This is a genomic window from Streptomyces sp. ADI95-16 (assembly GCF_003721495.1).
GTDB classification, from domain to species: Bacteria; Actinomycetota; Actinomycetes; order Streptomycetales; family Streptomycetaceae; genus Streptomyces; species Streptomyces goshikiensis.
On record NZ_CP033581.1, the window covers coordinates 612094 to 636276 of the forward strand.

Sequence of the window (24183 nt, forward strand, 5' to 3'; positions counted from 1 at the left end):
CGCCGACATGGCGGCGACCGCTGCCCGGATGTGCGTCAAAGTGCCGTAAAGATTGCCGGAGGCTGGCAATGTGTGCAGGCCCTTCCACTGAAACGATGCCGTTGTCCAGCCAGGACAGCGGTACGACAGCGGGGGTGCCCATGGGCTTGTTTCTGGGGCTCGGCATCGGGGGGATCGTGCTGCTGGCCGTCTCGCTGGTGTTCGACGGGGTCGTCGAGGGTGTTCTGGACGGTCTGTTCGACGGCTGGCTGTCGCTTCCGGTGGTCGCGGGCTTCGTTTCGATGCTCGGTTTCACGGGGGCGATCGTGCTCGGGTCCACGGGGCTCGGGCCGGGACCGGCAGTCGCCGTGGGAGCGGTGGCCGGCTCCGGAGCGGGCTGGCTGGCCTGGCGGCTGAGCCGGGCCCTGCTGGGAGATCGCAACGGGGCCGCCCCACACCAGGAGGACCTCCTCGGGTCCACGGGATCGGTCGTCACCGCCATCCCCGCGGGCGGGTACGGAGAGGTCCTGCTCCGGCTGGCCGGCCAGCCCGTCAAGTACGCCGCGCAGGCAGAGACCCCGCTGACCCGGGGCGCCGAGATATGGGTGATGGCCGCACCGTCCTCCACATCGGTCACGGTCCGCGCCGTAGAGCACTGACCAGACCCCTTCCTTCAGTCCAATCAAGCTCAACACCGTCATCGATCTGCCGCTTCGGAGGCAGGGGGAACCATCATGAGTCCAGTCGTCACCGCGGTCGTGGGAGTGGTCGTACTCCTCGTCCTGCTCGCCCTCGTCGTCGTCACCCGCTACAAGGTCGCCGGCCCCAGCGAGGCCTTCATCATCACGGGCCGGCGCGGCAAGAAGTCCACCGATCCGGCGACCGGGCAGGTCGTCACCGACAACAGCGGGCAGAAGGTCGTGGTCGGCGGGGGAGTGTTCGTCGTCCCCTTCGTCCAGCAGCGCTACACCCTCGACCTGTCGAGCCGTCACATCCCGATCGCCGTCCGGGGCGCGGTCACGCTGCGCGGCATCAAGGCCAATCTCGAAGGCGTCGCGATCGTCAAGGTCGGCGGCAACGAGGACGCCATCCGCGCCGCCGCGCAGCGGTTCCTGCAACAACAGGACGGCATCGTCGGCTTCACCCAGGAAGTGCTGTCGGGCGCGCTGCGCGCCATCGTCGGCCGGATGTCGGTCGAGGACATCATCCGCGACCGGGCCGCGTTCGCCGGCCAGGTCGCGGAGGAGGCCGAGGCCAGCCTGTCCGGCCAGGGCCTGGTGCTGGACGCCTTCCAGATCCAGGACATCACCACGGAAGGCTCCTACCTGGAGGACCTCGGCCGTCCCGAAGCCGCCCGCGCCAAGCAGGAGGCCGACATCGCCGAGGCCAACGCCCGGCAGGCCGCCGAACAGGCCCGGCTGAAGGCCGAGGAGGAGATCGCGGTCGCGCAGCGCACCCTGTACCTGCGCCAGGCCGAGATCAAGGCCGAGACCGACGCGGCCACCGCCCAGGCGAACGCCGCCGGGCCGCTGGCCGACGCCGACCGGCAGCAACAGATCCTGGCCGAACAGGAGAAGGTCGCCGAGCGACAGGCCGCGCTGACCGACCGCCAGCTCGACACAGAGGTCCGCAAGCCGGCCGACGCCCGCCGCTACCAGGCCGAACAGGAGGCCGAGGCCAAGCGCGTGGCCCGCGTCAAGCAGGCCGAGGCGGAGCGTCTGGCCGACATCGCCGCAGCCGAGGCGGAGGCCGCGCGCTCCCGGCTGACCGGTGAGGGCGAGAAGCAGCGCCGCTCCGCCCTCGCGGAGGCGGAGGCCGTCGAGGGCGCCAAGCGGGGCGAGGCCGAGCGGGCCCGCCGCGCGGCGATCGCGGAGGCGGTACGCCTGGAGGGTGACGCGGAGGCGGCCGCCATCGCGGCCAAGGGCGCGGCCGAGGCGGAGGCCATGCGGAAGAAGGCCGAGGCCTTCGCGGGCTACGGCGACGCGGCGATGATCCAGATGCTGGTGGAGGTGCTGCCGCAGGTGGTCGCCAAGGCGGCCGAGCCGCTGGCCGCGATCGACAAGATGACGGTGATCTCCACCGACGGCGCGAGCAAGCTGTCCCGCACCGTCGCCGACAACGTGGCCCAGGGCATGGAACTCCTCGGCTCCACCACCGGCATCGACCTCGCCCAGCTCCTGGGAAGCCTCACCACCGCGAAGACACCCGCCGTGCCCGAGGCGACCGCGCCCAACGGCAAAATCGAAATCGTCGGCTGACTTCACGCGCAACCCTTGGGGGGCCTGCTGGAGAAGCAGGCCCCCCAAGGCGTGATTCAGACAGAAGACTCAACAGCGAAACGACGGGCACGCCAAGTGAATCCGCCCTACAACCGTGAGCCGGTGTGCAAACGAAGCAAGTGGGGCACGCAGAGGTACTACTACAACCCGCGTAACCCCATTGGGCGCGCCCTGATCATCATCACCCTCCTCTTCACCAGCACGATGATCCTCCTCATGGTGAACCGGGCAGGCCCCGTCGCACCGGAGCCGGCACCCACAAGGAGTCCATCACGCTACGAACAGTCCTGGTCTCCACCTTCGAGCACCCCCGCACCCGGGCGACTCCTGCCACCCACCAGCACCCCCGCCTTGAACAGAGCCGACACCGCTCGCCTGGACGGCAGCCGCGAGCCCCTTGATCATCCGCACGAGCGAGAGTGCATCCTTTGGGCGTGACTTCAACCTACGGACAGCCGCAACAGACAGACCAGCAAGGCGGGATGGTCGTCTGCGGCGACGACGGGCTCGCTCGCCGACTCGCTGCCGAGCTGCGTGACGTGTACCGGGAGCACGTCACCGTCGTCGTACCCACCGCCAGCGAGGCTCGGTCCGGCTCTGCCCACAGACCGGCCGGCGGAGGGCGATTCGGCTTGCTGGGACGGATTCCGGCCGCGCGGGCGGCGGCCGTGGCCGACGAACAGACGGCAGCGGTAGGTGAACGCGTACTCGAGGCGGGAGAGCCGACGGAGGAGGTCCTCGCCAGGGCAGGAGTGACCCGAGCCGCAGCGTTGGCGCTCGTGTACGAAGACGACGCCACCAACCTGCGCGCCGCTCTGATCGCTCGACGGCTCAACCCCCGCCTGCGCTTGGTCATCCGGCTCTACAACCGCAAACTCGGCCAGCATCTGGAAGAACTCCTGGACCAAGCCGCGATCGTCGCGGAACCAGGCCTCGACCTGCGGGAACTCGACTCCTCGACGACCGTGCTGTCAGATGCCGACACCGCCGCGCCCGCCCTCGCCGCGACGGCAGTCGCTGGCACCAGCAAGATCGTGCAGGCGGACGGCCTGCTGCTGCGTGCCGTGGAGCGCACACCCCCGCAGCGTGGACAGACTGCCGACCCCGGCCTGTGCACGTTGGCCTTGCTCTCGGCGACGACCAGCGATCCGGCAGGCAACGAGGGGTCCGAGCTCAGCGGGGACCAAGGTCCGCAACTGCTGCCGGACGAACGAGCGGTGGCCGCCGCGACAGGGCGGGGCATTGTGGCCCTGGAAGCGGTGTCCCACACGGGAGCCGCGCAGGCCATTCCTCGACCGGGCCCCGCTGCGCTCCCGTTCGGCTCGCTCTTCTCCAAGCGGCTGCGCTGGTCGCTGGTCGGCATCGTGGCGGCCGTCGGCGGCATCGCCGTGGCCTCGTGGCAGACTACGGGGGAACACCCTCTGCACGCTGCTTACATCACCCTCCTGGACATCTTCGCGATCAACGATCCAGCGGTGGATGAGCCACCACAGCGCCAGGTTCTGCAGATCCTCTCCGGCTTCGTCGGCCTGCTCCTGCTGCCCGTCCTGGTGGCGGCCGCATTGGAGGCCCTGGGAGCCTTCCGCACGGCGACGGCCCTTCGGCGGCCCCCGCGGCGCCTGTCCGGGCAGGTGGTGCTGCTCGGCCTCGGCAAGATCGGGACACGCGTGCTGGTACGGCTCCATGAGCTGCAGATCCCTGTGGTGTGCGTCGAGAACGACCCCGAGGCCCGCGGACTGGCTCTCGCCCGCCGCCTGCGCATCCCCGTCGTCTTGGGCGACGTCACCGAAGAGGGCGTGCTGGAGACCGCCGGCATCCACCGGGCCCACGCCCTGCTCGCTCTGACCAGTTCCGACACCACCAACCTCGAAGCGGCGCTCTATGCCCGCTCGATCAACGCCGAGGTTCGCGTGGCCCTGCGCCTGTTCGATGACGGGTTCGCCACAGCCGTCTACCGCACTCTGCGCGCCGCGCACCCCACCGCCCTGACCCGCAGCCGCAGCGTCACTCACCTCGCCGCCCCCGCCTTCGCCGGAGCGATGATGGGACGACAGATACTGGGCGCCATCCCCGTCGAGCGCCGCGTCCTGCTGTTCGCCGCCGTCGATGTGGCAGGCCATCCACAACTCGAAGACCGCACCATCGCCGAATCCTTCCGGCCCGGAGCCTGGCGGGTGATCGCCCTCGACACCACCGCGCCCGAGGATCGCCGGCCCGACCTGGCTTCCTCCACACGTGAAGATGACGGCCGACACGCCGGGCTGGTTTGGGAGCTCCACCCAGGCTACGTACTCAGGGCGCAGGACCGCGTCGTCCTGGCCTCCACCCGCCGCGGTCTCGCCGAACTCCTCGGCCACGTGGCCCCCCACACCACGGACCACGCGGGTGATGGCTACCGCTGAGGACTCAGCCTGTGGTTGCGGGCCGCGAGGGCCGGCTCGTCCAGGCCGACGGCCTATCCGGCGGACGCGATCCGCCCGGGTCCGCTGACCTCGCCCAGTGATCCCTGCTCCATCTCCCCATGGTCGCGTGCGTCGCCCGCACCGGCACATCGGCGGCCGCGTCCCCGCGGGCGGCCGCCCGTACCGCGCAGGACAGTGGGTGCATGACGTACGACGAAGGGCTGGCCCAGCGGATCCGGGAGCGGCTCGGTGAGCAGCCCGCCGTCACCGAGAAACGGATGTTCGGCGGTCTCGCGTTCCTGCTGCATGGCAACATGACCGTGGCCGTGTCCGATGAAGAGGTCGTTGTCCGTGTGGGTACGGACGGGAGCGAACAGGCTCTCGCCCGGCCGGAGGCCCGGCCCATGGACTTCACCGGTCGCCCTATGCGTGGCTGGGTGACGGTGAGCGGTCCGGCCCTGGCTGAGGATGCCGTGCTGGACCACTGGATCACGACGGCAGTGGCGTTCGCGGACACGCTGCCGCCCAAGTGAGATCCGTCCTCACCGCTCCAGCAGCGCAGTGAGTGCCGCCAGGTCCTTGTGCTGGGCGCGGCGCATGGCCGCCGCCATCACGATGGCGCCGAGGGAGGCGAATCCGCTGGGCTCGCCCCGGCTGCGGATCGTCATGCGGGTGCGGTCCGAGCCTTCCCCGTACGGCTCCCAGGTGAAGGTGGTCTCCATGGGGAAGGGGCCTTCGTCCGTGCGCATCACCAGTCAGCGCCCGGGCTCGTACGCGGTGATCTCGTACATGTAGGCCAGCCGCCTGCCGAGGAAGCGGGCGACGAAGGCGACCTTGGAGCCGACCGCCACCGGCGGCGGGGTCCGTCAGCCGGAGGAGGTGATGTTCGCGTACCACTCGGGTGCGTGCGTGGGGTCGGCCGCGTAGGCGGCGACCCTGTCGCACGGGGCGCCGATCACGGCCTCGGTCAGCACGTCGACCTCGACCCCGGTGAACTCGAGCGGGCCCGCCACGCCGAGGCATCCGATTCCCACACCCCCGCCCTGCTGTCACTGTCGGACGCCATGGTCCGCAGCAGGGGCGCGGTAAACGACGGCGCCGTGCAGGCAGCGCGAGACGCCGGCGTCACCGACGCGGAAATCGGCGAGGTGGTCGGTCACATCGCGCTGAACGTGCTGACGAACTACTTCAACGTGCTCGCCGAGGTGGAGAACGACTGGCCTGTCGTCACCCCGCACGTGCACGTCGCCTGATGCGGAGCCCGGCCCGCCCTCCCGGCAGGGCGGGCGGGCCGGGACACCCGCCGCGCCGTACCACCGGCAATCCGTCCCGCCACGATCAGGAGACGGTCACGAGCAGATCGAACGAAACACCTCCCGTCGGCTTCCACCTCGGCGAGCTCGCCGTACGTCGAGGGCGACACCCTCTGGTGGCCTGTTCGCCGATTTCACCACGGGGCACGCCGCAGCACCTGTCCGACACCGCGGTCCTGGAGTGGTCTCCTGGTGGCTCCGACGACGATGAGGGCGGTACCAGCCGCCGGGTTCGCTTCCACATGGGCAGCCTGGTCGACGGCTCCGGCGCACCACGACACACACCGCATCCGGTCCGCCGCCCACCCCACAGGAAGGACTGACGGCAATGAACGAGCCGACACCGGAATCGAACGGCCACACCCGCCTCGCCTACATCCTCGGGGTGCCACTCGCCCCGGAGGTCGAGCGGCAATGGCCCCAGATGGGCGAGGTCGTCCGCGGCAGCAAGCTCATCGGGGAGGTGGAGGGGAACTTCCCCGAGCTCACGCTCGAAGTGGGACGAAGGCTGCGCCTCGACGACGACGTCATCGTCGTGGAATGGACCTGCGACTACGGCGACGGCCGCCTCTACCGCAACGTCACCATCGCCGAGCTCCGCAACGGCCGGGCCGTACGGGTCACCGACTACTGGGGCCAACCCACGTCCACTCCCCCATGGCGCCGACCGCTCACCGCCCGCCTCGACATGCCCGGCGACGGCATCTGGAAGGACCACGACCACCTCAGTCACCACTGAAGTTCCCGCGCGAGTCAACGGCCGTCACGTCCCGGCCCGTGCAGGTCCTCCCTCTCCATAGCGCTGGCCTCCCGGCTCCGGGCCGAGCGGCCTGCTCCGCGTCCCGCACCCAGGTGCGGAGCGTCCCGTAATTGACGCCCACGCCCTTGGCCACCGACGCGTACGTACCACCCGGACTAGCGTGATACAGCGCGACGGCATCGGCCCGGAACTCAGGCGAGTACTTCGAAGTCCCCCAACGGGAAATCCTGTCCTGTGGATCCTTACGATCCAATGATCAGGATGTCCACGGTCACGGGGAAACGCCCAAGGCCGGGTAGTTAACGTTTTCGCAGGTCATGCAAGGCGGTTTGGGGACCATGGTGTTGCGGCGTAGAGGCCGGGGCCGAGCTTGTGGATGAGGCCGCTGACGGCCCACCGGTTCAGTTGTCTGTACATCGTCTCCAGGGTGATGTCGCCGAAGTGTGCGGTGATTTCACGGGGCTGCCACAGGCGCGTGGGGTCTTCTTGGAGCAGGGCGAGGATGCGGTGTCGGCGTCGCGCGGCGGGGGCGGCGTGCCGGTCGTCCCGGGAGGCTGTGGGCGGCGCGGTTGCCTGATCGACGGGTTCGAGGACGGTGATGTCGAGGCGGGTGACGGTGCGGCTGGTGTCGGGCCGGCCGTCGGCGTGGCGCTCGCTGTAGCGGGACATCGGTGACTTGACCTTGCGGGTGCTGACCCGTTGCCGTCGGGCAGGGAGCAGGCCGGTCAGGATCCGGCGGCCGATCGCCCCAAGAAGAGTGTCCCGATCGGCGTCCGCGGTGACGATCCCGGCGGCCTGGATGACCTGGTCGCGGGCGGTGTGGAGCGCGATGCTGAAACAGCAGCGGTCCGGGTCGGTGCCGGGGAGGGACTCGGCGGCATCGACCATCACGGTGCGTAAGGCCTGGTAGAGGGTGAGCAGGGACCACATCTCCTGCTCGATGCCTGCCGGGTCACCCGAGCGGAGGTTGCGCCCGTTCATGATCGTGTGGCGGAGCGCATAGTACGCCGATTCGTGTTCCCACCGCTGATGATAGAGACCCACCAGGGCGGTGGCGGGGTAAAGCTGGGCGTCGGTCAGGGTCGTGACCAGTCGGTAGGACCCGGTGAAGGACGTGCCATCCGCGCAGGTCACGGCGATCTGTGCGTCGATGATCCGTACTTTCACGGTGCCGATCACCGACAGGTAGGAGCCATCGGCGAGGCGGGTGAGGACCGGAGTGCGCCGGTTGCTGCGGAGTCGGCCCAGGACCTGGGCACCGGTCCCGGTCACCTTCGCGAGGAAGGCGTTGCTGTCGAATCCCTTGTCCCACAGCACCAGCATGTCCGGCCGTAGCAGGTGCAGCAGCCGACCGGCGTAGCTTGTCTCGCCCTCGGCGGTTGGGCCGAATACCGCGCCGGACCACGGCCCGGGTGCCGGTCTCGATCAGCGTCATCAACTCCAGCGTCGGATAGCCGTGATGGGAAGTCCTGCCTAGCCAGGCCCGGTTCCGCTCGGAATCGGGAACCCTCAGCGAACTGCAGCCGTCGAACGACACGGTCCGGTAAGGGCCGAAACGCACCCCTGGGGTCGTCGGCCGGGCCAGCAGCCCGGCCAGCACCTCGAACAAGGCCCGCACCGGCGCGCTGCCGATCCGCCGACGTAGGTCACGCAACGCCTTCGCCGACGGGCAGACCGCCGGCATCCCGGACAGGCCCGCGGTCAGCTTGTCCCAAACGAGCCGGTAGCCGACCTCGGGGAACAGGCACATCGCGAGCAGGAAGTAGACCCCGACCCGCGACGGAAGATCACGCAGCCTCCGCTGCACCGTCCGAGTCTCCGCAAGGACCGCGTCCACGAGCTCGAACGGCACGACGGCAGTCAGCTCCCCCAGATGGCCGGGCGCGAACCGACCCGCTGCCACGGTGACCGTTCGGGTGATGGCCGTCAGTGCAGACGGCAGGACACAATGGCGGGGCAACGGAGCTCCTTCGGGACAAGCTGTCTTGGTCGACTGCCTGTACCAACGAGCTCCGTTGCTCTGCGTCGGAAATCCTTCAACTCACTTGCGTGACCTGCGAAAACGTTAACTACCCGGCCTTGGGGAAACGCCCCTTCAATACCGCTCCCACGCCCTCGACGGCTTCACAGCCGGCTCCGGCCTCACCCTCGACGACCCAACGTCACCTTGAAGGGCCGAAGTCAGTATCTGACGGATGCCCCGCTGCGTCGGCGGGTCACCGCGGCCACCAACAAGGTGGAGTCGTTCAACCACTTCTCCCAGTGGGTCGGCTTCGGCAATCAGGGCGTCATCGCCGACATCGACCCCGTCGGGCAGGAGAAGGCGATGAAATTCAATGCTGTGTTCACGAACGTGGTGATTTCCCACAACGCCCCGGACATCGCCGGGATCGTCCGCCAGCTGCTGGAGGAGGGCTGGGAGATTGATCCCGAGGACCTGGCCCACGTCTCGCCCTACCTGACCGACCACATCAACCGGTTCGGCGAGTACAGCACGCACGAGCTCTGCATCCGGCCCGAGGCGTACAAGACGAAGCCGGATGCGGACCTCACTTTGCTCCGTGAGCAGGACCCGGCCGCCACTGGCTTCGGCCAGGCCGCCTGAACGAGTCCGGCCGGGTCGGCGTCATCAGGCCATGGACGAGACGCGCGAGCTCATCAAGGACGAGGTGCACGACCTCCTATTGGGCGCATACAGCGGTGTCCTTTCAGTGCGCCGGCTCCGCCGTGGTGCCGGAGTCGGCGTCAGCGGAAGGCTGCATGGAGTGCGTGGAAGGTGCGGCGTTCGAACAGCAGGCCGTCCTGGAGGCCGGTTTCCAGGGCGCGGTTGACGGCTTCGCGGGCGGCGAGGACGGCCGGTTTGCTGTGGGAGGCGATGGTGCGGGCCGCGGCGGCTGCCTTCAGTCGGTGGGAACCTGCCGGGAGATGAGACCGGCGTGTTCGGTCGGCGGCTCATGGTCCGAGGATGCGCCGGCTTTCGGGCGGGTCCGTGCGATGCCCGGAGTCTGATGCCGAGCGGCTCACGAGCACATCATGGCGAGTTCGCAACCACCTCCGAGTGCGTAACGAAAGCCGGCGAAGTGGTCCTCGGCTGCCATCTGGGTGGCGGTCTTGGGTGCCATCTCGGTGATGTCGGCACCTGCGGCGAAGGCTCGTTCGGACCCGGTGATCACGAAGCAGCCGATGCCGGGGTCGCGGTCCAGTGGGAGCAGCGCGTGGTTGAGTTCGCTCATCAGTTCGCTGCTGAGTGCGTTGAGGACGTCCGGGCGGTTAAGGGTGACGGTGACGACCCGGTCGGCCCGGTTGACATGGATGGTGCGGTACTGCGTGTCGGTCATGTCGTGTGGTCCTTCTCAGGAGTCCCAGATGGCGCCGTAGGCGGGGATGCCGAGGCGTTCCAGGCCGTGGACGACCTGCCAGGTGAGTTTCTTGTTGGAGATGCAGATGACGGCCTCGGCGCCGAAGTCTTGGTATGCGGCGTAGGCGAGGCGCACCATGTCGGGTTTGCCGTGCTCGTTGGTGTCCCAGATCACTGCGCCTGGCTGGACGGTGAGGATTTCCTCGACGAGGGTGTCGCCGTAGGTTGCGCGGGGGGTGCGGGTGGCCCACACCAGGCGGGAGGGGACCTGGGCGGCCAGCAGGTGGGGCAGGCAGGGGCCGATGCCACTGCCGGTGGCGACGTAGACGACCTTGTGAAAAAGGGTTTCGATGTTGGCAACGCCTGCCGTGGTGATGCCTTTGACCCAGACGTGGGAGGGCAGGTCGTCGATGAAGGCGCCGGTCCAGTCTCCGGCCCGGGAGATGGTGAGGCGGAATCCGCTCTGCCCGGGTGCGGGCACGTTGGCGAAGGAGTGCCATTCGGTCAGTGGGCTGCGGCTGATGGCGGTCGAGGAGCCGGCGAACGGGGTCTCGCCGTGGTCGAAGCGGGCGATGGCCACGTGGGGTGAGGGGCGCTCGATATGGACGGGTACCTTGCGCAGCCGGAGCCAGGGCAGCGCGATGCTGAAGGTCAGCACGGCCAGGACCCATATGCCGGGGTCGGTGAGCGGTGCCGCCGCCTGTGCCTGCAGTGACAGCAGGGTCTGGGCCCAGAACAGGGCAAGAGCTGCCCAGCCACCGAACCGGTGGGTACGTTCGAACAGGTCATGGTGCCGGGAACGCAGAGGGGGCAGCGCGATGACGACCACGGCGATCAGCAGCGCCAGCAGCAGGTAGGAGACGGCCAGCACCTGTGCAGGGGCCCGCTCCACGGTCAGCATCGCAGTCTGGGCGAGGAACCAGCAGGTGCCGGCGAGTGCGCCGCCGACGTGGAGGCCGCCGAAGTGGTAGACCTTCGCGAGCATCCAGCGGATCCGCAGCGGCCAGTGCAGCGGGGCGGCCGTGGCGATCCGGAAGAGCGCGTTGATCACGTACTGCTGGCGGATCAGGACCGTCAGGGCGAAATTCGCCAGCACCAGGCGGCCCGTCGTATGTGCGTTCAGCCCGTCGCCGGCGAGCCGGACAGCGAGAACGATGAGGTTGGCCGTCAGCACGAGGGCGATCAGCCGGTTGTGGTGCATCAGCCGCGGGTGTTTCCACACACGTCGCACACGTGAAATGGGCCGGGGCAGTGTGATGTCCTGCGGACGGTCCGGAAGTGTCCCGGGAGGCGTCCTCATCGCACGGTCTCCTGAGCCCCGTGGCGCTCGGCCAGGCGTCGAAGGGCCTCTTTGTCGATCTTGCCGCGGCTGGTGCGGGGCAGTTCGGGCAGGATGTGCACCATGTCCGGGACGCAGTAGTAGGGAAGAGCGTCGGCCACGGCCTGCCGGGCGGCCGCAGAATCCAGGTCCGCCGGGGAGGCGAAGGAGACCAGGTTCCGGCCATCCAGCTTCAGGGTTGCGGCGCGCACACAGCCGGGCAGTGCCTCCAGCACGGCGGAGACAGCGTCCAACTCGACCCGGAAGCCGCGGATCTTCACCTGGTCGTCGGTACGGCCGAGGATCTCCAGCTCGCCATCGGCAGTCCAGCGGCCCAGGTCGCGGGTGCGGAACATCAGCCGCCCGTCACCGAGGAAGGGGTCGGCCACGTACCGCTCGGCGGTGAGTACGGGATCACCGAGATAACCGGCGGATATCCCCTCACCACCGGCCCACATCTCGCCGACCTCGCCGACCGGCAGCGGGCGACGCTGCTCATCGAGGATGTAGACGGTGTTGTTGGGGGTGGGACGGCCGATGGTGAGCCGGCCCGCGGAGGGGGTGTGGCGCTGCATGGTGTTGACGATGGTGGTCTCGGTGGGCCCGCAGGAGTTGTAGAACGTGCAGTGCGCCGCCCACCGGTCGGCCAGCCGGCGAGGGCACGGTTCTCCTGCGACGGCGACGACCTTCACCCGATGGCACGACGCGGGGTCGATGCCGCTGAGGATGGTGGGCGTGGAGATCACCACATCGGCCTGGCGAACCGCTTCCGCGATGTCCTTGCCCCGGATGATGAGAGTCGCCCCATGGCTGAGCGCCCCTAGGATCTCCCAGGCGGCCATGTCGAAAGCGATGTTGAGTATCTGAGCCACGCGCTGTCCCGGACCGATGCCCAGTCCACCCGGCTCGTTGAACAGCAGGTTGCACACATTCCGGTGGGTGACCACGACCCCGTTCGGGGATCCGGTGGTGCCGGAGGTGAACAGTACGTAGCAGCCGTCATCACCCCTGGCGGGCCGGGCCGGAACGAACCGCGCCTGCTGCTCGGACAGAGGCTCCGCCATCACCGCATCGACGGCAATCAGCGCCACTCCCTCAACGGCCGGGACCAGATGAGCGTGCTCGCCTGCCGTCAGCACCACTCGGGCCCTGGTCGCCGCGACGATGTGCCGCAGCTGCTCGGCCGGCGCGGCGAGCGCATCCTGGGGCACGTACGCGGCCCCCGCCTTCAGCACCGCGAGCAGACCCACCAGCAGCGGAATTCCTCGCCGGGTGAACAGCGGCACGCAGTCACCGGGACGCACTCCTGCGGCCTCCAGCCCCGATGCCAGCCGGTCGGCCTGACGGTTCAGCTCGCCATAGGTGATCGACTCGCCCTGGAACTCAGCCGCAACCGCCATCGGCCGACCGGCCGCCTGAACCTCGACGGCATGATGAACGCAATCGTAAGGAACCTCAGCGGCCGAACCCCAGCCAAACCTGCGGAACAACTCCTCCTGAGTGGCTTCACCGTGGGACACCTGCCCGCCAACGCCATAACCACCAGGCTCCGCCAGTCCCACTGCACCCTTGAGTACTTGCTGATCCACTGTTGACCTCTCCATCGGGAAACGGACACGACGGCCCCGCGCACACGTGCATCACATCCGCCACACAGAGTCCACGACCCCGCCCGCCGCACGCCAGATGAATCGGGTCGCCGTCATACACTGGTAAGCATTGATTGAAGTGGCGAGGGGTTCTGCCACCGGAACTTGGACACCCGAAGAGACCTGGATCTTGATGGTCCAGAAGAACGCGCTCACGTTGTACTGGTCGAGGCCAGGAACGACAACCAAGTCCATCGCCACCGATCTGAGGGCCAACACCGAGACGCTCAGGAACCGGATCCGGCCGCTGACGGGCCCGGACTCCCGCGCTGCAGCCTCTGCCGCGCTGATCGTCTCCGGCACCCGCGAAGGCCTGGACGCCGCCTGCGGCCGGGTCGGCGGGCGGCCCACCGTCGCCACCCCCGAGCAGTCGATCACCTCGATTGCCAAGGTCCTCGGCGTCAGCCCCGGCACCCTCTACAACCACATCCCGGACCTTCAGGAGCTCCGCGCCTCCGGCCGCGTCCCGAACCAGGTCACCGCCAGCTGACCGCTCCCGCTACTGCCCGCTCCGAACCTCCCTGGAGGCCAGTACCGCCCAGCAGGAGCTTCAGAGTCAGCTCGACGTCCTGGAAGAGGCGGGCTGTGATCCGGTCTTCTCGGAGAAGATCAGCACCCGGCTCAAGGTATGGCCGGAGTTCGTCAAGGTGATGGAGTTCGCCCACACCATCAAGAAGGCCGTCTCACACCAGCGGGTGATCTTCACCGTGCAGCTGGCGCAGGTGGAGCGGCACGATGGGGGACCGCGATCTGGGAGTGCGGGTGCGGAAGCGAGGTGCCGGCGGCGGCTCCGTGGTTGCGGAAGGGCAGGACCAGCCCGGGACGCCGCGTACGCAGGGCGAGGGAGCGGGCGCGGTAGGCGCGCAGGACGGCTTGGACGGCCGTGTCGTCGCCGTCGGCCAGGTCCCAGTCGTGGGCCGGGGGTTCGATGACGACCTCGTGGCTGCCGGTGCCTTCGGCGTGGGTGAGCAGTCCGGTGGTGTGGTGGCGGGCGGGCCGGTTGCCTGCGGACAGCACCGTTCTCAGGGCTTTCGACGGGTCGGGGCGATGTTCTTGGTCATGTTGCTTGTGCTGTCATTGCTGATCAGCCTGCTGGTCCTCCTGTCTCCGCAGGCGTATACGTCCACTCGCGCCCGCTGTTGAAGCGCGGCGTGCGGAACTCCGCCGTCGGTGTGAACGTCGGCAAGGTCGCGCAGGGCTCGATGCTGCTGCTTGAGTACACCCCTCAGGGCGGACCGGCCCGGCAGTACACGGCCGGTCCGTTCGCCTTCCCCCCGGTCAGGGTGGGCGGCCGGATCGAGGTGATCTACGACCCCAAAGCGGCCACAAGAGGTGAGCCTCCCGGAGCGCCTGCCACAGAGCACTCGCGGGCTAGTCATCGCGATGGCGATCTCCGGAACGGCGGTTGCGGCCTGCGGGGCAGTGGCACTTACACACGTCTGGTGAGCCTGACCGAGTCAGCGCCCTCCGAGAGCTCAGTACCGACCGCCCTCTCCACGTTGCCAGTTGTCACCGAGGTCGTGCTGGCGAGGGGCAGAATGCACGGGACGGACCCCGAAGAGGGCGCAGCTGCCGAGCCTCCCGTCCGTGCCAGCTCCAAGATCGCTTGGGCCACCCGCGCTGCCGCGTCGGGCACCTGACGGAAGCTGGGGAAGTCGTTCACGTCGACGACCACTGGCCCCTCCGGACCCAGCAGCACGTCCACTCCGTACAGGTCGAGCCCGTAGACAGCCCCTACTTGCACTGCGAGCGCCGCCACCTCCGCAGGCAGCGGCACCCGTCGCTCCCGCACCGCCGGATCGGAGTGCAGCGGGGAGCAGCGCTCGGTCGCGAAGAGCTCTCCTGCCACCGCGTACACCTTGAGGTCGGTACCCGAGTTGGGGATGTACGGCTGGGCTACGAGCAAGCCCTCGCCCGCGAGCAGCGGCAGCAGCTGCTCCAACCTCTCCGGCGAGGACACCAGGTGCACCGCCCGCCCGGAACTCCCGTCCGCGGGCTTGACGACGAGCGGGTACTCAGCCGTCGGTATCTCCCTCAGCAGTTCGGGGCACGCCACCGCGTACGTCGGCGGCAGCGGCAGGCCTCGGTTCCGCCCGATGGCGGCGGCCAGGGCCTTGTCCCGCACCCCGCGGATCGACCGGGCGTCGTTCACGGTGGTCAGCCCGAGCGCGGCCGCTGCTTCGAGCAGGGTCAGCCCCGGGCCGCCGGAAACCGTCTTGAGGACCCAGGCGTCGTACGCCCCGGTGTCCATTAGCCCGGACATGCGCAGCAGAGATCCACCCGGCCGCACGACATCCACCTGGTGCCCCGACGCGGTCAGCCAGCGGATCACCTCGTTCGGCATGCCGTCGTCGCGGTACTGCTCCTCCACCAGGAAGCAGAGCCTCATCGAGCTATTCCTCATCCTCCCCGGACATTCGCTGGTCCCGTCTCCCAAGTCGTGCGGACCAGGAGGTCCGTGGTCACTCGACAGCGTAGTCAGTCCCGCTGTCAGTCGAAACGTGCCCGGGGGCCGGCATCCCGCGAGGCGCGGTCGAGCAGTACCATGGAGGTGAGTCCGTCCGGTGCTACCAGACTGCTGCCTTCGACTGGGGAGAGCAGCCTCGCCAGGCCTCTCTGATGCGTGGCGAAGACCCGACGCGAGGTCAGACGTCGCCGGGCATGCTGCCCGGAGAGCGCCTCGTGGGACCCGACGTCGAGCAGGACCATGTGCAGGGGCCGCCCGGCTCGATCTGCGTTTCGGGCCAGCCATCGGCGCATCCAGGCCCTGCTGCCGCAGTCGTGGACGAACAGCGGGTGTGCCCGCCGTATTTCGGCCCGTATCCAGCGCATGTGCTTCAGCCGCGCCCAAGGCCGATACGCCACGTAGGGGAGCCAGGCGGGCATCATCGCCTGATACGTGGTGCGCGTGGCACGGGGGTCGACCACGGTGGCGATCGATTGCCACGCATGCAGCAGGGTGCTTTTCCCGCTGCCGGGAAGCCCGGCCACGATGACGACCGCGTTGTCCGGGTAAGACAGGAAGACGACCGAGCCCCCTCGCCCTCGCAGATCGACTATTCCCTGCGGGTGGATGGGTTCCGCGGCTGGTCGCTCTTCGTGTACCGGAGTCTTCCCCTTCGCGCGCGGCGGGTATGCGGTTCCGGCAGCCTGCTGCAGCGCGCCGGGAACGGTCTCGCTCGGGGCCCGCCGCGTGTCGGACTGCCGTTCTATCGGGTGATCGATGGTGATAAGTGGCTCACTTTTCGCAACTGATGGAGCATGCTCCGTGACCGGCTCTCGGGTTGATCAGCCGTGACGGATGCGGGTGGGACGAGCAGACACAAAGGCCTCGTGCTGCCGCTTTAGGATGCCCCATATGGCGAAGCGCAGCGTTCAACGGCGGGCAAAGAAGATCCTCGGCGAGGAACCCGTCGCCCTGGTCTGGTGCGAGATACCCGGGGCCATTCCCAAGCCCCCGAAGGACGTCCACAGAGCGTCGGGCAAGGGCAGGCTTTCACCAGGCCACCACTGGCTGTTCTACGTGGGTGTGGTGCTCTTCTTCTTCGTCTTCATCCCCATGTTCCTGCTCGACCAATTGAGCAAGAAGATCGACCGGGGGCTCGAGCCGGGGAACTCGCGCGAGCCGATGCCGCGCCGTAGGGCCGGAACATCCGCTACGGCGAGTGACCGACGAGCTCCGGAAATCTTCGACGGTGACTGGTACTTGACTGCGGGGCGGCTCCTGCTGGGCTGGTACGGGCGCTCCCCCAACCCGAAGCGCCTGGTGTCGCTCACCCGCGACCGGATCTGCGTGGCCGCATCCCCTGGCCGGCGGCTGTCCCCCACCAAGGCCGCCGACTTCCAGCTGACGGCGGAGTTCTCCGCGCACGAAGCGCACATCGAGGCCGAAGCCGGCCAGCCGCGCGGCTTCGCGACCTTCCGGCTGCGCTTCACCGACGGCTCCTGGCTCGAACTCGGCCGTCTCGCAGACCCCGAGGACGCCGACCACTTCCTGGACACCGCTGCCCGGCGCGGCTCCGGGCACGCCCTCTGACAGACCTCTGTCGAGCGCCCCTCCCCAACTCGCCGTGAGCCGTTCATCCCCGACTTCCCTCTCAACACCGAGCGGCCGGACGTACTTGCCACCGCGAGGCGACCGCTCGTTCGACGTCTACGGAGATGGTGATGACGCGTTTCAGGGCGCGGGTACTCGGTTGTCGCGGCTGCCCCATCGGTCAGCCTCGTAGCGCTCCCGGCAACAGCAGCCGACCGGTCCGCGCTGCGGGCACAGGCATTGGAGAACTTCAGCATCGCGGTCCTCCCCGATGCCCAGTATTCGGCGGAGAGCTCCCCACAGGCCTTCAACGCTCAAGGGAAATGGATCAAGCAGAACACGAACGCCCGGAACATCAAGGCCGCGGTCCACGAGGGCGACATCGTCGACGACTACGACCAGTCCTACCAGTGGCCCAACGCGACCAGCGCGATGGGCCAGCTGAACGGCGCGACCCCGTACATCCTCGGCGTGGGCAATCACGACATGGACGCGATGCCCAAGGGCCAGACCCCCGCCGTGGTGCGCGACGCGGCAGCGTTCAACCGCAAATTGCCGCGGAGCGGCTTCTGGAACCTGCCGTCGTTCGGCGGCACCTACCCGGCCAGGCAGAACGACAACAGCTTCCACATGTTCTCGGCAGGGGGCACGAACTGGCTGATCCTTGCGCTGAAGTGGGCCCCACCGACGACGAGATCGCCTGAGGCAACAAGGTGATCACCGACCAACCGGACCGCCAGGGCATGGTCGTGCCCCACACCTACCAGAACGGCTCGAGTTCAACCCGACGGCGAAGACGGTCAGCGTCCAGACCTACTCGCCCTACCTCAACAAGAAACTGACCGACGCGAAGAAGCAGTTCATGCTCCAGAACGTGTCCTTCCCGCGCGCCCTCCGCTGAAGCCGGTGGCCGGCACCGTGGGGGACGGTGCCGGCCACCGGCCGCTGAAGATCAGGCGTCGCCGTCGTGTGCGGCGGCGCCGACGAGTTCCTCGAGCAGGTCCTCCATGGTGACGAAGCCGATCACAGTTCCCTGGTTCCCGGTGACGGCCGCCAGGTGGGTACCCGCTGCGCGCATCGCGGTCAGCGTGTCGTCCAGCGGGGTGTCGAGGGAGACCTTGGTGATGGGGTGGAGGGCGCTGCGCGGGAACGGCGCCGTACGGTCGGCGGCGGCGAGGGCGTCCTTAATGTGCAGGTAGCCCAGGATCTCCTCGCCGGGCCCGGTGACCGGCAGGCGGGAGTACCCATGCTTAGCCGCGGTCCGCTCAAGAGTCCGGGGCGTGATGTCGTTGCCGACCGCCACGACGCGGTCCAGCGGGGCCATGATCTCGCCGACGGGTCGCTTGCCGAGCTCAAGGGCGTCCTGGAGGCGTTCCCCGCCCTCGGGGGCAAGGAGGCCCGCCGCACTGGAGTCCTTGACCAGTCGAGCTAGTTCGTCGTCGGTGAAGACGGAGCCGACCTCATCCTTCAGTTCGACCTTCAGCAGGCGCAGCAGCGTGTTGGCGAAGGCGTTGATGCCGAACACGAAGGGGCGCAGCGCCCGTGTCAGAGCGACCAGCGGCGGGCCGAGCAGCAGCGCGGTCGGCGCCGGAGCGGCGAGCGCGATGTTCTTCGGGACCATTTCGCCGACGAGCATGTGCAGGTACGTCGCAACCGTGAGGGCGATGACGAAGGCGATCGGGTGGATCAGACCCTCCGGCACGCCGATGGCGTGGAAGGCCGGCTCCAGCAGGTGCGCGATCGCGGGTTCGGCGACCGCGCCGAGGACCAGCGAGGACACGGTGATGCCGAGCTGGGCGGTGGCCATCATCGCGGAGATGTGTTCGAGACCCCACAGGGTGCTCTTCGCACGGAGGTTGCCTTTGGCCGCCGCCGGTTCGATCTGGCTGCGGCGTACGGAGATCAGGGCGAACTCGGCGCCGACAAAGAAGGCGTTGGTGACCAGGGTGAGGAGGCCGATCAGCAACTGGATCGCGGTCATCCGCCCTGCTCCTCGGTAGTGATGGGCTCAGCGGGCGCGGTGATCGTCACCCGGTCGGCACGGTGGTGGTCTATGTCCAGCACGGTCAGCTCCCAGCCGTCGACGGCAGCGGTGTCACCTTCTGCGGGGATACGTTCCAGCTCCGTGGCGATGAGCCCGGCAAGGGTCTCGTAGGGGCCGTCGGGGACGTTGAAGCCGATCTCTTCCAGCTCGTCGAGGCGGACGCTTCCGTCGGCCTCCCATACGCGGCGGCCGTCCTGCTCCGGAGCCTCGATGAGGTCGGGAACCTCTATCGGGTCGTGCTCGTCGCGGACCTCGCCGACGACCTCCTCGACGATGTCCTCGACGGTGGCGACGCCGGCGGTGCCGCCGTACTCGTCGATGACGACGGCCATGGTGCGTGACGAGCGCAGCCGGCCGAGCAGGGTGTCGACGGGCAGGGAATGGGGCACCATTAGCGCGGAGACCATCAGATCGGCAACCGAGGTCACCGGGCGCTTGTCCTCGTCGAGGGCAAGGACGTCACGGACGTGCACGGTCCCGACCACCTCGTCCAGGTTGTCGCGGTAGACGGGGAACCGGGACAGACCGGTGGCCAGCGTCAGGTTCGCGGCATCGGCCGCGGTCGCGTGCAGCTCCAGGGCCTGGACGTCGACGCGCGGCGTCATGACGTTCTCCGCGGTCAGGTCTGCCAGGTGCAGGGTCTTGACGAACAGCTCGGCCGAGTCCGCCTCGATCGCGCCCTCACGGGCGGAGTGCCGGGCCAGTGCCACAAGTTCCTCGGGGGTACGCGCCGAGGCCAGCTCCTCGGCGGGTTCCAGGCCGAAGCGACGGACGAGGCGGTTCGCGGTGTTGTTCAGGTGCCGGATGAACGGCGCGAAGGCGGCCGTGAAGCCGCGCTGCGGCCCGGCCACGACCTTGGCCACGGCCAGAGGTCGGGAGATGGCCCAGTTTTTGGGCACCAGCTCTCCGACGACCATCAGCACGACGGTCGACAGGGCGACGCCGAGCAGGGTCGCGCTGGTCGACACGGCCCCAGCCGGCAGGCCCACGGCCTCCAGAGGTCCACGCAGGAGGGCGGAGACGGACGGCTCGGCGAGCATGCCGATCACCAGCGAGGTCACGGTGATGCCCAGCTGGGCACCGGACAGCTGGAAGGTGAGGCGCTTGGCGGCCTTCAAGGCGCTTTCGGCGCCACGCTCGCCCGCCTCGACGGCGCGTTCGAGCTCACTGCGCTCAACGGTGGTGAGCGAGAACTCGGCGGCGACGAACACCGCGCACGCCAGCGTCAGGGCCAGAGCCAGAAGCAGCAGCAGCAGCAGGACTTCGGTCACCGTGCCACCTCCGCTCCCGGCTCAGCGATCTGCGGGCAGGACGTGGCACGGCGTGGACTGGGAGGTTCACCCATTGCGGGTCTGCTGCTCCTTCTTCACTCGGCGGACCGCTGGTCGGCGGCCCGGCAGGGTTGCCTGACGGGGAGAGTCCCCGCAACAATCGTAAAGGGTGGGCAAAGGGCGCCGCATCAGGCACCCCACGTCCCTCGAGGGGCACTTTCCGGCCTTCCTTCCGGAACCATCCGAGATGCGACCTACCTGCACCCCCTGCCACCCCTATGCTTCTACAGCTGTGTAGAAAATGCGAGGGGCGTCTGAATTCTGCCTGGCTGCGCCTGGCACGGGAGACTCCACACACCCGCACCCCCGCACCTGCCCGTGTTGACCTATGGAAGGACTGCTGTGGCCTCGATCGATCTGAGCAAGGTGCTGGACAAGGCGTGGGCGGACAAGAGCCTGCCGGAAATCCTCGCCGCCCCCGTTTCCGCGCTCAAGGGCGTCAGCGACCGGCAGGGCGACCTCCTCGCAGAGGCGTTCGGCGTCAAGACCGTCGCCGACCTCGCCGACCTGAAGTACGCGCACTGGGCGCAGGCACTGGCGGCGTTGGACAGCTCGGCGAAGTAGGCACGACCGCAGGGCGGTACGACTCGGCGTACCGCCCCGCCCATTGACCACAAGCACAATCAGAAGGAGTGAACGCCACCATGGTGTTCAAGAGACTGCTCGGTTCGCTCGGTGTGGGCGGCCCGGCCGTGGACACGGTCCTGGACCCGATCGCCGCCGTTCCGGGCGGCACCCTCAGCGGCCAGGTGCACCTCAAGGGGGGCAACGCCGACTTCACGATCGACCACATCACCCTTGAGCTGATCGCCCGGGTCGAGACGGAGCACGAGCACGGCGAGTCCGAGGGCTCGGTCGTCTTCGAGCGCTTCACCGTCGGTGGCGGCTTCCGTCTCGCCGAGGGTGAGCACCGCAGCATCCCCTTCGCGGTCACGCTGCCCTGGGAGACCCCCATCACCGAGCTATATGGGCAACCACTGGGCATCGTCCTGGGCGTTCGCACCGAGCTCGGAGTCGCCGGAGCCAAGGACAAGGGCGACCTCGACCCCCTGGTCGTCCGTCCACTTCCGGCGCAAGAAGCCGTTCTGGAAGCCCTCGGCCAGCTCGGCTTCGGCTTCAAGTCCGCCGACCTGGAGTACGGCCACATCCGCGGTACCGGTCAGCAGCTGCCCTTCTACCAGGAGATCGAGCTCACCCCGGCTCCCGCGTACGCGCACCAGGTCAACGAGATCGAGGTGACGCTCCTCGCCAACCCGGCAGGCATGGAGGTCGTCATCGAGGCCGACAAGCGCGGCGGCCTCTTCTCCGAGGGCCATGACGCGGTCACCTGGTACACGGTCAGCCACGCGGATGTGCCGCACCGGAACTGGAACGCGGAGGTCGACGGCTGGATGCGTCAGCTCGTGGAGCCCCGAGCCACCTACGGCTCGCACGGCTCCTACGGCCACAGCACCCCGTTCACCGACAAGGGCCATGGCGGTCATCGCGGCGACAGCCACGGACACCGCTCGGGGCCCGGCATGGGAACGGTAGTCGCTGCCGGTGCGGCAGGTCTTGCCGTCGGTGTCGTCGGCGGCCTGGTTGCCGCCGAAGTGGTGGACGAGGTGGGTGACTTCTTCGAGGGCGACGAGGACGACGCCGGGGACGAGGACTAGCACCCCTCCCCCGCCCCCCGGGGCTTCGCGGGCCGACGTGCGGCGGCTCGGGCCGAGCGCGGCAGCCTCCGAGGCTACGACTCGGCCGGAGCTGTCGATCCACAGCCGGACCCACGAGGCGACTGCCCCGTCGACGCCGCGTAGGCGCATCTGTGACCGATCGTCACGCCAGGGACATCACTTCGCCCCGGATAGGAGGCGGGCAGCGGGGGCAGACTTCGCCGGGGCACCCCTGCTGATAACTTCTACAGCATTGTAGAAATTGATGGTCCGGACCTTTACCTCACTCACCTCTCCGGACCAGCACCCGACGAATACGGAGTTGGCATGGCCCTGTGGGACCGGATCAAGGAATCCGCATCGACGATGCAGACCCAGCTGGTGGCGAAGAAGAACGACCTCAAGAGCGGCGCGTTCCGCGACGCGAGCATGGCGATGTGCGCGCTGGTCGCCGCGGCCGACGGCACGATCGACCCGTCCGAACGACGCCGGGTGGCACAGCTGATCTCCACCAACGAGGTGCTGCAGAACTTCGACGCCACCGATCTCCAGCGTCGCTTCGACGAGAACCTCAACAAGCTGACCGCCGACTTCGACTTCGGCAAAGTCGCCGTGTTGCAGGAGATCGCCAAGGCGAAGAAGAAGCCCGCCGAGGCCCGCGCGGTCATCCAGATCGGCATCGTCATCGGCGGGGCGGACGGGGACTTCGACAAGACCGAGCAGGCCGTCGTGCGGGAGGCCTGCTACACGCTCGACCTGCCTCCGCACGAGTTCGACCTCTAGCCACAAGGGAACGAGCCAGAAGGGAGCGGGCGTGGAAATCTCCGGGCTCACCAGCGCGATCTTCATCGGAATCATCGTCGGCGTACTGGGGCGGCTGGTTCTGCCAGGCCGTCAGCGCATCGGATTCCTGTGGACCATCGCCATTGGCATCGCGGCCGCACTGGTCGGCACCGTCATCGCCGCAGCCCTGGGCGTCGCGGACACCAAGGGCATCGACTGGATCGAGTGGGCCATCCAGATCGGGCTCGCCGCCGTGGGCGTGGCAGCCTTCGAACGGGTCAAGGCCCCGGCCTGATCCTTTTCCCCGGCCCCCAACGGGGCCGGGGAAAAGCCGCGTCCCCTACAGCGGTGTCGCTGCCTTGAGGATAAAGAACAGGGTGAAGGCGGCGTTCGCCGACGACAGGGCGGAGACGGCGGCGCCGACCGTGGCGCCCCACGCGGCGAGGCCGGCCGGGGTGAACACAGGTGGCCAGCGCAGCGCGGCAGGGGCGGGAGCGAGAAGAGCGGCCACTCGGCGCGGCACGGGGCCCGCTGCGGCGAAATGGGCGAGCGTCGCGCTCGGGGCGCCCTGGGTCACCAGCGCCGCCTTGGCCACGGCCCGGGCGACGCTTTGGCGGTTGCCGGTCATGGCCGCCGCTTCCTCGTCGGCCCACCGCTCGGTGGTGTAGGCGACCGAGGTACACAGGGGGCGAAGAAAGGGGTTGGCCCGCGCGGCCAGCTGCGTGGCCAGCAGGAAGCGGTGGTGGCGCGAGGCCAGGTGGGCTCGTTCGTGAGCGAACAGGGCCCGGCGCTCGGGGCCGTCGAGTTCTGCGAGCATCCCGGCGGTCACCACGATCCGGTCCCTGGCTCCGGGGAGAGCGTAGGCATACGCCATGTCGTCGGGCAGTACGGCCACACTCCGGTCGGGTAGCCCGGCGAGGGCCCGCAGGGCTTCGCGTCGCACGCGGAAGTGGCGCCAGGTGATGCCCGCGCAACCGGCGAGGACGGCCAGCAAGGCCGGGATGGCAGCCCTGCCCGCGACTTCGTCGTAGGGCACCGCGTCGCGTACCTCAGGATCGGACCAGCCGTCGGGCAGCGGGTTCCCGGGGAGCTGGGCGGTGCCGACCACCATGAGCAAGGCCAGGCAGAGGGTGCTGCACACCGCGAGTACGGCGGCGATGGCGGACAGCAGCCAGGTAGCCGTCCGGGGATGAAGGTGGTGCTCGGCCAGGCGCGCAATGGGCCACGCGGTGAACGGCAGCACGAGGGGCAGGAAGACGAAGACTCCCATGGGAGT

General features: G+C 68.7%; 26 protein-coding genes and 3 pseudogenes. 14 read left to right on the forward strand and 15 right to left on the reverse strand.

Features of this window, described 5'->3' with window-relative positions:
• Positions 1-140: 140 nt before the first annotated feature.
• The 4 genes from EES41_RS03085 to EES41_RS03105 all read left to right on the forward strand — a co-directional run bounded on the left by EES41_RS03085 (position 141) and on the right by EES41_RS03105 (position 5193).
• A complete protein-coding gene (locus EES41_RS03085; RefSeq protein WP_123075441.1) occupies positions 141-638 on the forward strand; it encodes a hypothetical protein in 498 nt (165 codons plus the stop codon).
• Positions 639-713: 75 nt separating this feature from the next.
• The gene (locus EES41_RS03090) at positions 714-2237 is read left to right on the forward strand and encodes a flotillin family protein (RefSeq protein WP_123075443.1); all 1524 of its coding nucleotides are present in this window, start codon (positions 714-716) and stop codon (positions 2235-2237) included.
• 503 nt (positions 2238-2740) lie between these two features.
• The gene (locus tag EES41_RS03100) at positions 2741-4660 is read left to right on the forward strand and encodes an NAD-binding protein (RefSeq protein ID WP_123075445.1); all 1920 of its coding nucleotides are present in this window, start codon (positions 2741-2743) and stop codon (positions 4658-4660) included.
• 203 nt (positions 4661-4863) lie between these two features.
• Positions 4864-5193: a TfoX/Sxy family protein gene (locus EES41_RS03105; RefSeq protein WP_123082215.1), complete on the forward strand. Its 330-nt coding sequence runs from the start codon at positions 4864-4866 to the stop codon at positions 5191-5193.
• 9 nt (positions 5194-5202) lie between these two features.
• On the opposite strand, the gene EES41_RS42250 is transcribed toward EES41_RS03105, so the two are convergent.
• Entirely contained in the window at positions 5203-5409 is a 207-nt protein-coding gene (locus EES41_RS42250) for a hypothetical protein (protein ID WP_216827235.1), read from the reverse strand.
• Positions 5410-5526: 117 nt separating this feature from the next.
• Positions 5527-5673 carry a hypothetical protein gene (locus EES41_RS42255; RefSeq protein ID WP_216827236.1) on the reverse strand — a complete coding sequence of 49 codons (147 nt, stop codon included), beginning with the start codon at positions 5671-5673 and terminating at the stop codon, positions 5527-5529.
• A 51-nt stretch (positions 5674-5724) separates the two neighbouring features.
• On the opposite strand from EES41_RS42255, the gene EES41_RS03115 reads away from it, so the two are divergent.
• Together EES41_RS03115 and EES41_RS03120 are read left to right on the forward strand one after the other, a co-directional pair.
• On the forward strand, positions 5725-5913 hold the full coding sequence (locus tag EES41_RS03115; protein WP_123075447.1) for a hypothetical protein: 189 nt from the start codon (positions 5725-5727) through the stop codon (positions 5911-5913).
• A 388-nt stretch (positions 5914-6301) separates the two neighbouring features.
• Complete coding sequence (locus tag EES41_RS03120; protein ID WP_123075449.1) at positions 6302-6712, forward strand: nuclear transport factor 2 family protein; 411 nt, start codon at positions 6302-6304, stop codon at positions 6710-6712.
• Here the strand turns inward: EES41_RS03120 and EES41_RS43760 are convergent.
• The 3 genes and pseudogenes from EES41_RS43760 to EES41_RS42715 form a co-directional block, all read right to left on the reverse strand.
• On the reverse strand, positions 6699-6959 hold the full coding sequence (locus tag EES41_RS43760; protein WP_302186187.1) for a transposase: 261 nt from the start codon (positions 6957-6959) through the stop codon (positions 6699-6701). The two genes, EES41_RS03120 and EES41_RS43760, sit on opposite strands and share 14 nt — an antisense overlap.
• Before the next feature lie 89 nt (positions 6960-7048).
• The gene (locus tag EES41_RS42085; RefSeq protein WP_254211290.1) at positions 7049-8056 is read right to left on the reverse strand and encodes a transposase; all 1008 of its coding nucleotides are present in this window, start codon (positions 8054-8056) and stop codon (positions 7049-7051) included.
• A 337-nt stretch (positions 8057-8393) separates the two neighbouring features.
• Positions 8394-8636, reverse strand: a pseudogene (locus tag EES41_RS42715) (transposase domain-containing protein); the annotation flags it as partial.
• Positions 8637-8900: 264 nt separating this feature from the next.
• Between EES41_RS42715 and EES41_RS03145 the strand changes: the two are divergent.
• Positions 8901-9338 (forward strand): transposase, encoded by a 438-nt coding sequence (locus EES41_RS03145; RefSeq protein WP_254211291.1) that lies wholly within the window; start codon positions 8901-8903, stop codon positions 9336-9338.
• A 152-nt stretch (positions 9339-9490) separates the two neighbouring features.
• Here the strand turns inward: EES41_RS03145 and EES41_RS42720 are convergent.
• The 4 genes and pseudogenes from EES41_RS42720 to EES41_RS03165 form a co-directional block, all read right to left on the reverse strand.
• A pseudogene (locus EES41_RS42720) lies at positions 9491-9675 on the reverse strand (enoyl-CoA hydratase); the annotation flags it as partial.
• Between the two features lie 126 nt (positions 9676-9801).
• A pseudogene (locus tag EES41_RS03155) lies at positions 9802-10071 on the reverse strand (enoyl-CoA hydratase-related protein); the annotation flags it as partial.
• Between the two features lie 15 nt (positions 10072-10086).
• Entirely contained in the window at positions 10087-11391 is a 1305-nt protein-coding gene (locus EES41_RS03160; protein ID WP_254211292.1) for a hypothetical protein, read from the reverse strand.
• The gene (locus tag EES41_RS03165) at positions 11388-12899 is read right to left on the reverse strand and encodes an amino acid adenylation domain-containing protein (protein WP_254211724.1); all 1512 of its coding nucleotides are present in this window, start codon (positions 12897-12899) and stop codon (positions 11388-11390) included. The genes EES41_RS03160 and EES41_RS03165 overlap by 4 nt, the downstream gene beginning before the upstream one ends.
• Positions 12900-13191: 292 nt before the next feature.
• Between EES41_RS03165 and EES41_RS42725 the strand changes: the two genes are divergently transcribed.
• Positions 13192-13548, forward strand: a complete 357-nt coding sequence (locus tag EES41_RS42725) for a hypothetical protein (RefSeq protein WP_254211293.1) — start codon at positions 13192-13194, stop codon at positions 13546-13548.
• A gap of 212 nt (positions 13549-13760) precedes the next feature.
• Here EES41_RS42725 and EES41_RS03180 read toward each other — a convergent pair whose 3' ends face one another.
• From EES41_RS03180 to EES41_RS03190, 3 genes are all read right to left on the reverse strand, one after another.
• A complete protein-coding gene (locus EES41_RS03180; protein ID WP_216827237.1) occupies positions 13761-14075 on the reverse strand; it encodes a hypothetical protein in 315 nt (104 codons plus the stop codon).
• Between the two features lie 412 nt (positions 14076-14487).
• Entirely contained in the window at positions 14488-15447 is a 960-nt protein-coding gene (locus tag EES41_RS03185) for a RimK family alpha-L-glutamate ligase (RefSeq protein WP_123075461.1), read from the reverse strand.
• A 101-nt stretch (positions 15448-15548) separates the two neighbouring features.
• Positions 15549-16049, reverse strand: coding sequence for an AAA family ATPase (locus tag EES41_RS03190; protein WP_123075463.1), 501 nt, complete (start codon positions 16047-16049; stop codon positions 15549-15551).
• Between the two features lie 367 nt (positions 16050-16416).
• Between EES41_RS03190 and EES41_RS03195 the strand changes: the two genes are divergently transcribed.
• A complete protein-coding gene (locus EES41_RS03195; protein WP_123075465.1) occupies positions 16417-17094 on the forward strand; it encodes a hypothetical protein in 678 nt (225 codons plus the stop codon).
• A gap of 240 nt (positions 17095-17334) precedes the next feature.
• Positions 17335-17811 (forward strand): metallophosphoesterase, encoded by a 477-nt coding sequence (locus EES41_RS03200; RefSeq protein ID WP_164495731.1) that lies wholly within the window; start codon positions 17335-17337, stop codon positions 17809-17811.
• A 235-nt stretch (positions 17812-18046) separates the two neighbouring features.
• Here the strand turns inward: EES41_RS03200 and EES41_RS03205 are convergent, their stop codons facing one another.
• Both EES41_RS03205 and EES41_RS03210 read right to left on the reverse strand, forming a co-directional pair.
• Positions 18047-19075, reverse strand: a complete 1029-nt coding sequence (locus tag EES41_RS03205; RefSeq protein WP_123075469.1) for a hemolysin family protein — start codon at positions 19073-19075, stop codon at positions 18047-18049.
• Entirely contained in the window at positions 19072-20409 is a 1338-nt protein-coding gene (locus EES41_RS03210; RefSeq protein WP_123075471.1) for a hemolysin family protein, read from the reverse strand. Before EES41_RS03210 ends, EES41_RS03205 begins: the two co-directional genes overlap by 4 nt.
• Positions 20410-20811: 402 nt before the next feature.
• Between EES41_RS03210 and EES41_RS03215 the strand changes: the two genes are divergently transcribed.
• The 4 genes from EES41_RS03215 to EES41_RS03230 all read left to right on the forward strand — a co-directional run bounded on the left by EES41_RS03215 (position 20812) and on the right by EES41_RS03230 (position 23202).
• Positions 20812-21033, forward strand: a complete 222-nt coding sequence (locus tag EES41_RS03215) for a hypothetical protein (RefSeq protein ID WP_123075473.1) — start codon at positions 20812-20814, stop codon at positions 21031-21033.
• An 80-nt stretch (positions 21034-21113) separates the two neighbouring features.
• Entirely contained in the window at positions 21114-22124 is a 1011-nt protein-coding gene (locus EES41_RS03220) for a sporulation protein (RefSeq protein ID WP_123075475.1), read from the forward strand.
• A gap of 327 nt (positions 22125-22451) precedes the next feature.
• A complete protein-coding gene (locus EES41_RS03225) occupies positions 22452-22907 on the forward strand; it encodes a tellurite resistance TerB family protein (RefSeq protein WP_123075477.1) in 456 nt (151 codons plus the stop codon).
• 31 nt (positions 22908-22938) lie between these two features.
• On the forward strand, positions 22939-23202 hold the full coding sequence (locus tag EES41_RS03230) for a GlsB/YeaQ/YmgE family stress response membrane protein (RefSeq protein ID WP_123075479.1): 264 nt from the start codon (positions 22939-22941) through the stop codon (positions 23200-23202).
• 45 nt (positions 23203-23247) lie between these two features.
• Here EES41_RS03230 and EES41_RS03235 read toward each other — a convergent pair whose 3' ends face one another.
• A complete protein-coding gene (locus tag EES41_RS03235; protein ID WP_123075481.1) occupies positions 23248-24177 on the reverse strand; it encodes a M56 family metallopeptidase in 930 nt (309 codons plus the stop codon).
• Between the last annotated feature and the right edge of the window lie 6 nt (positions 24178-24183).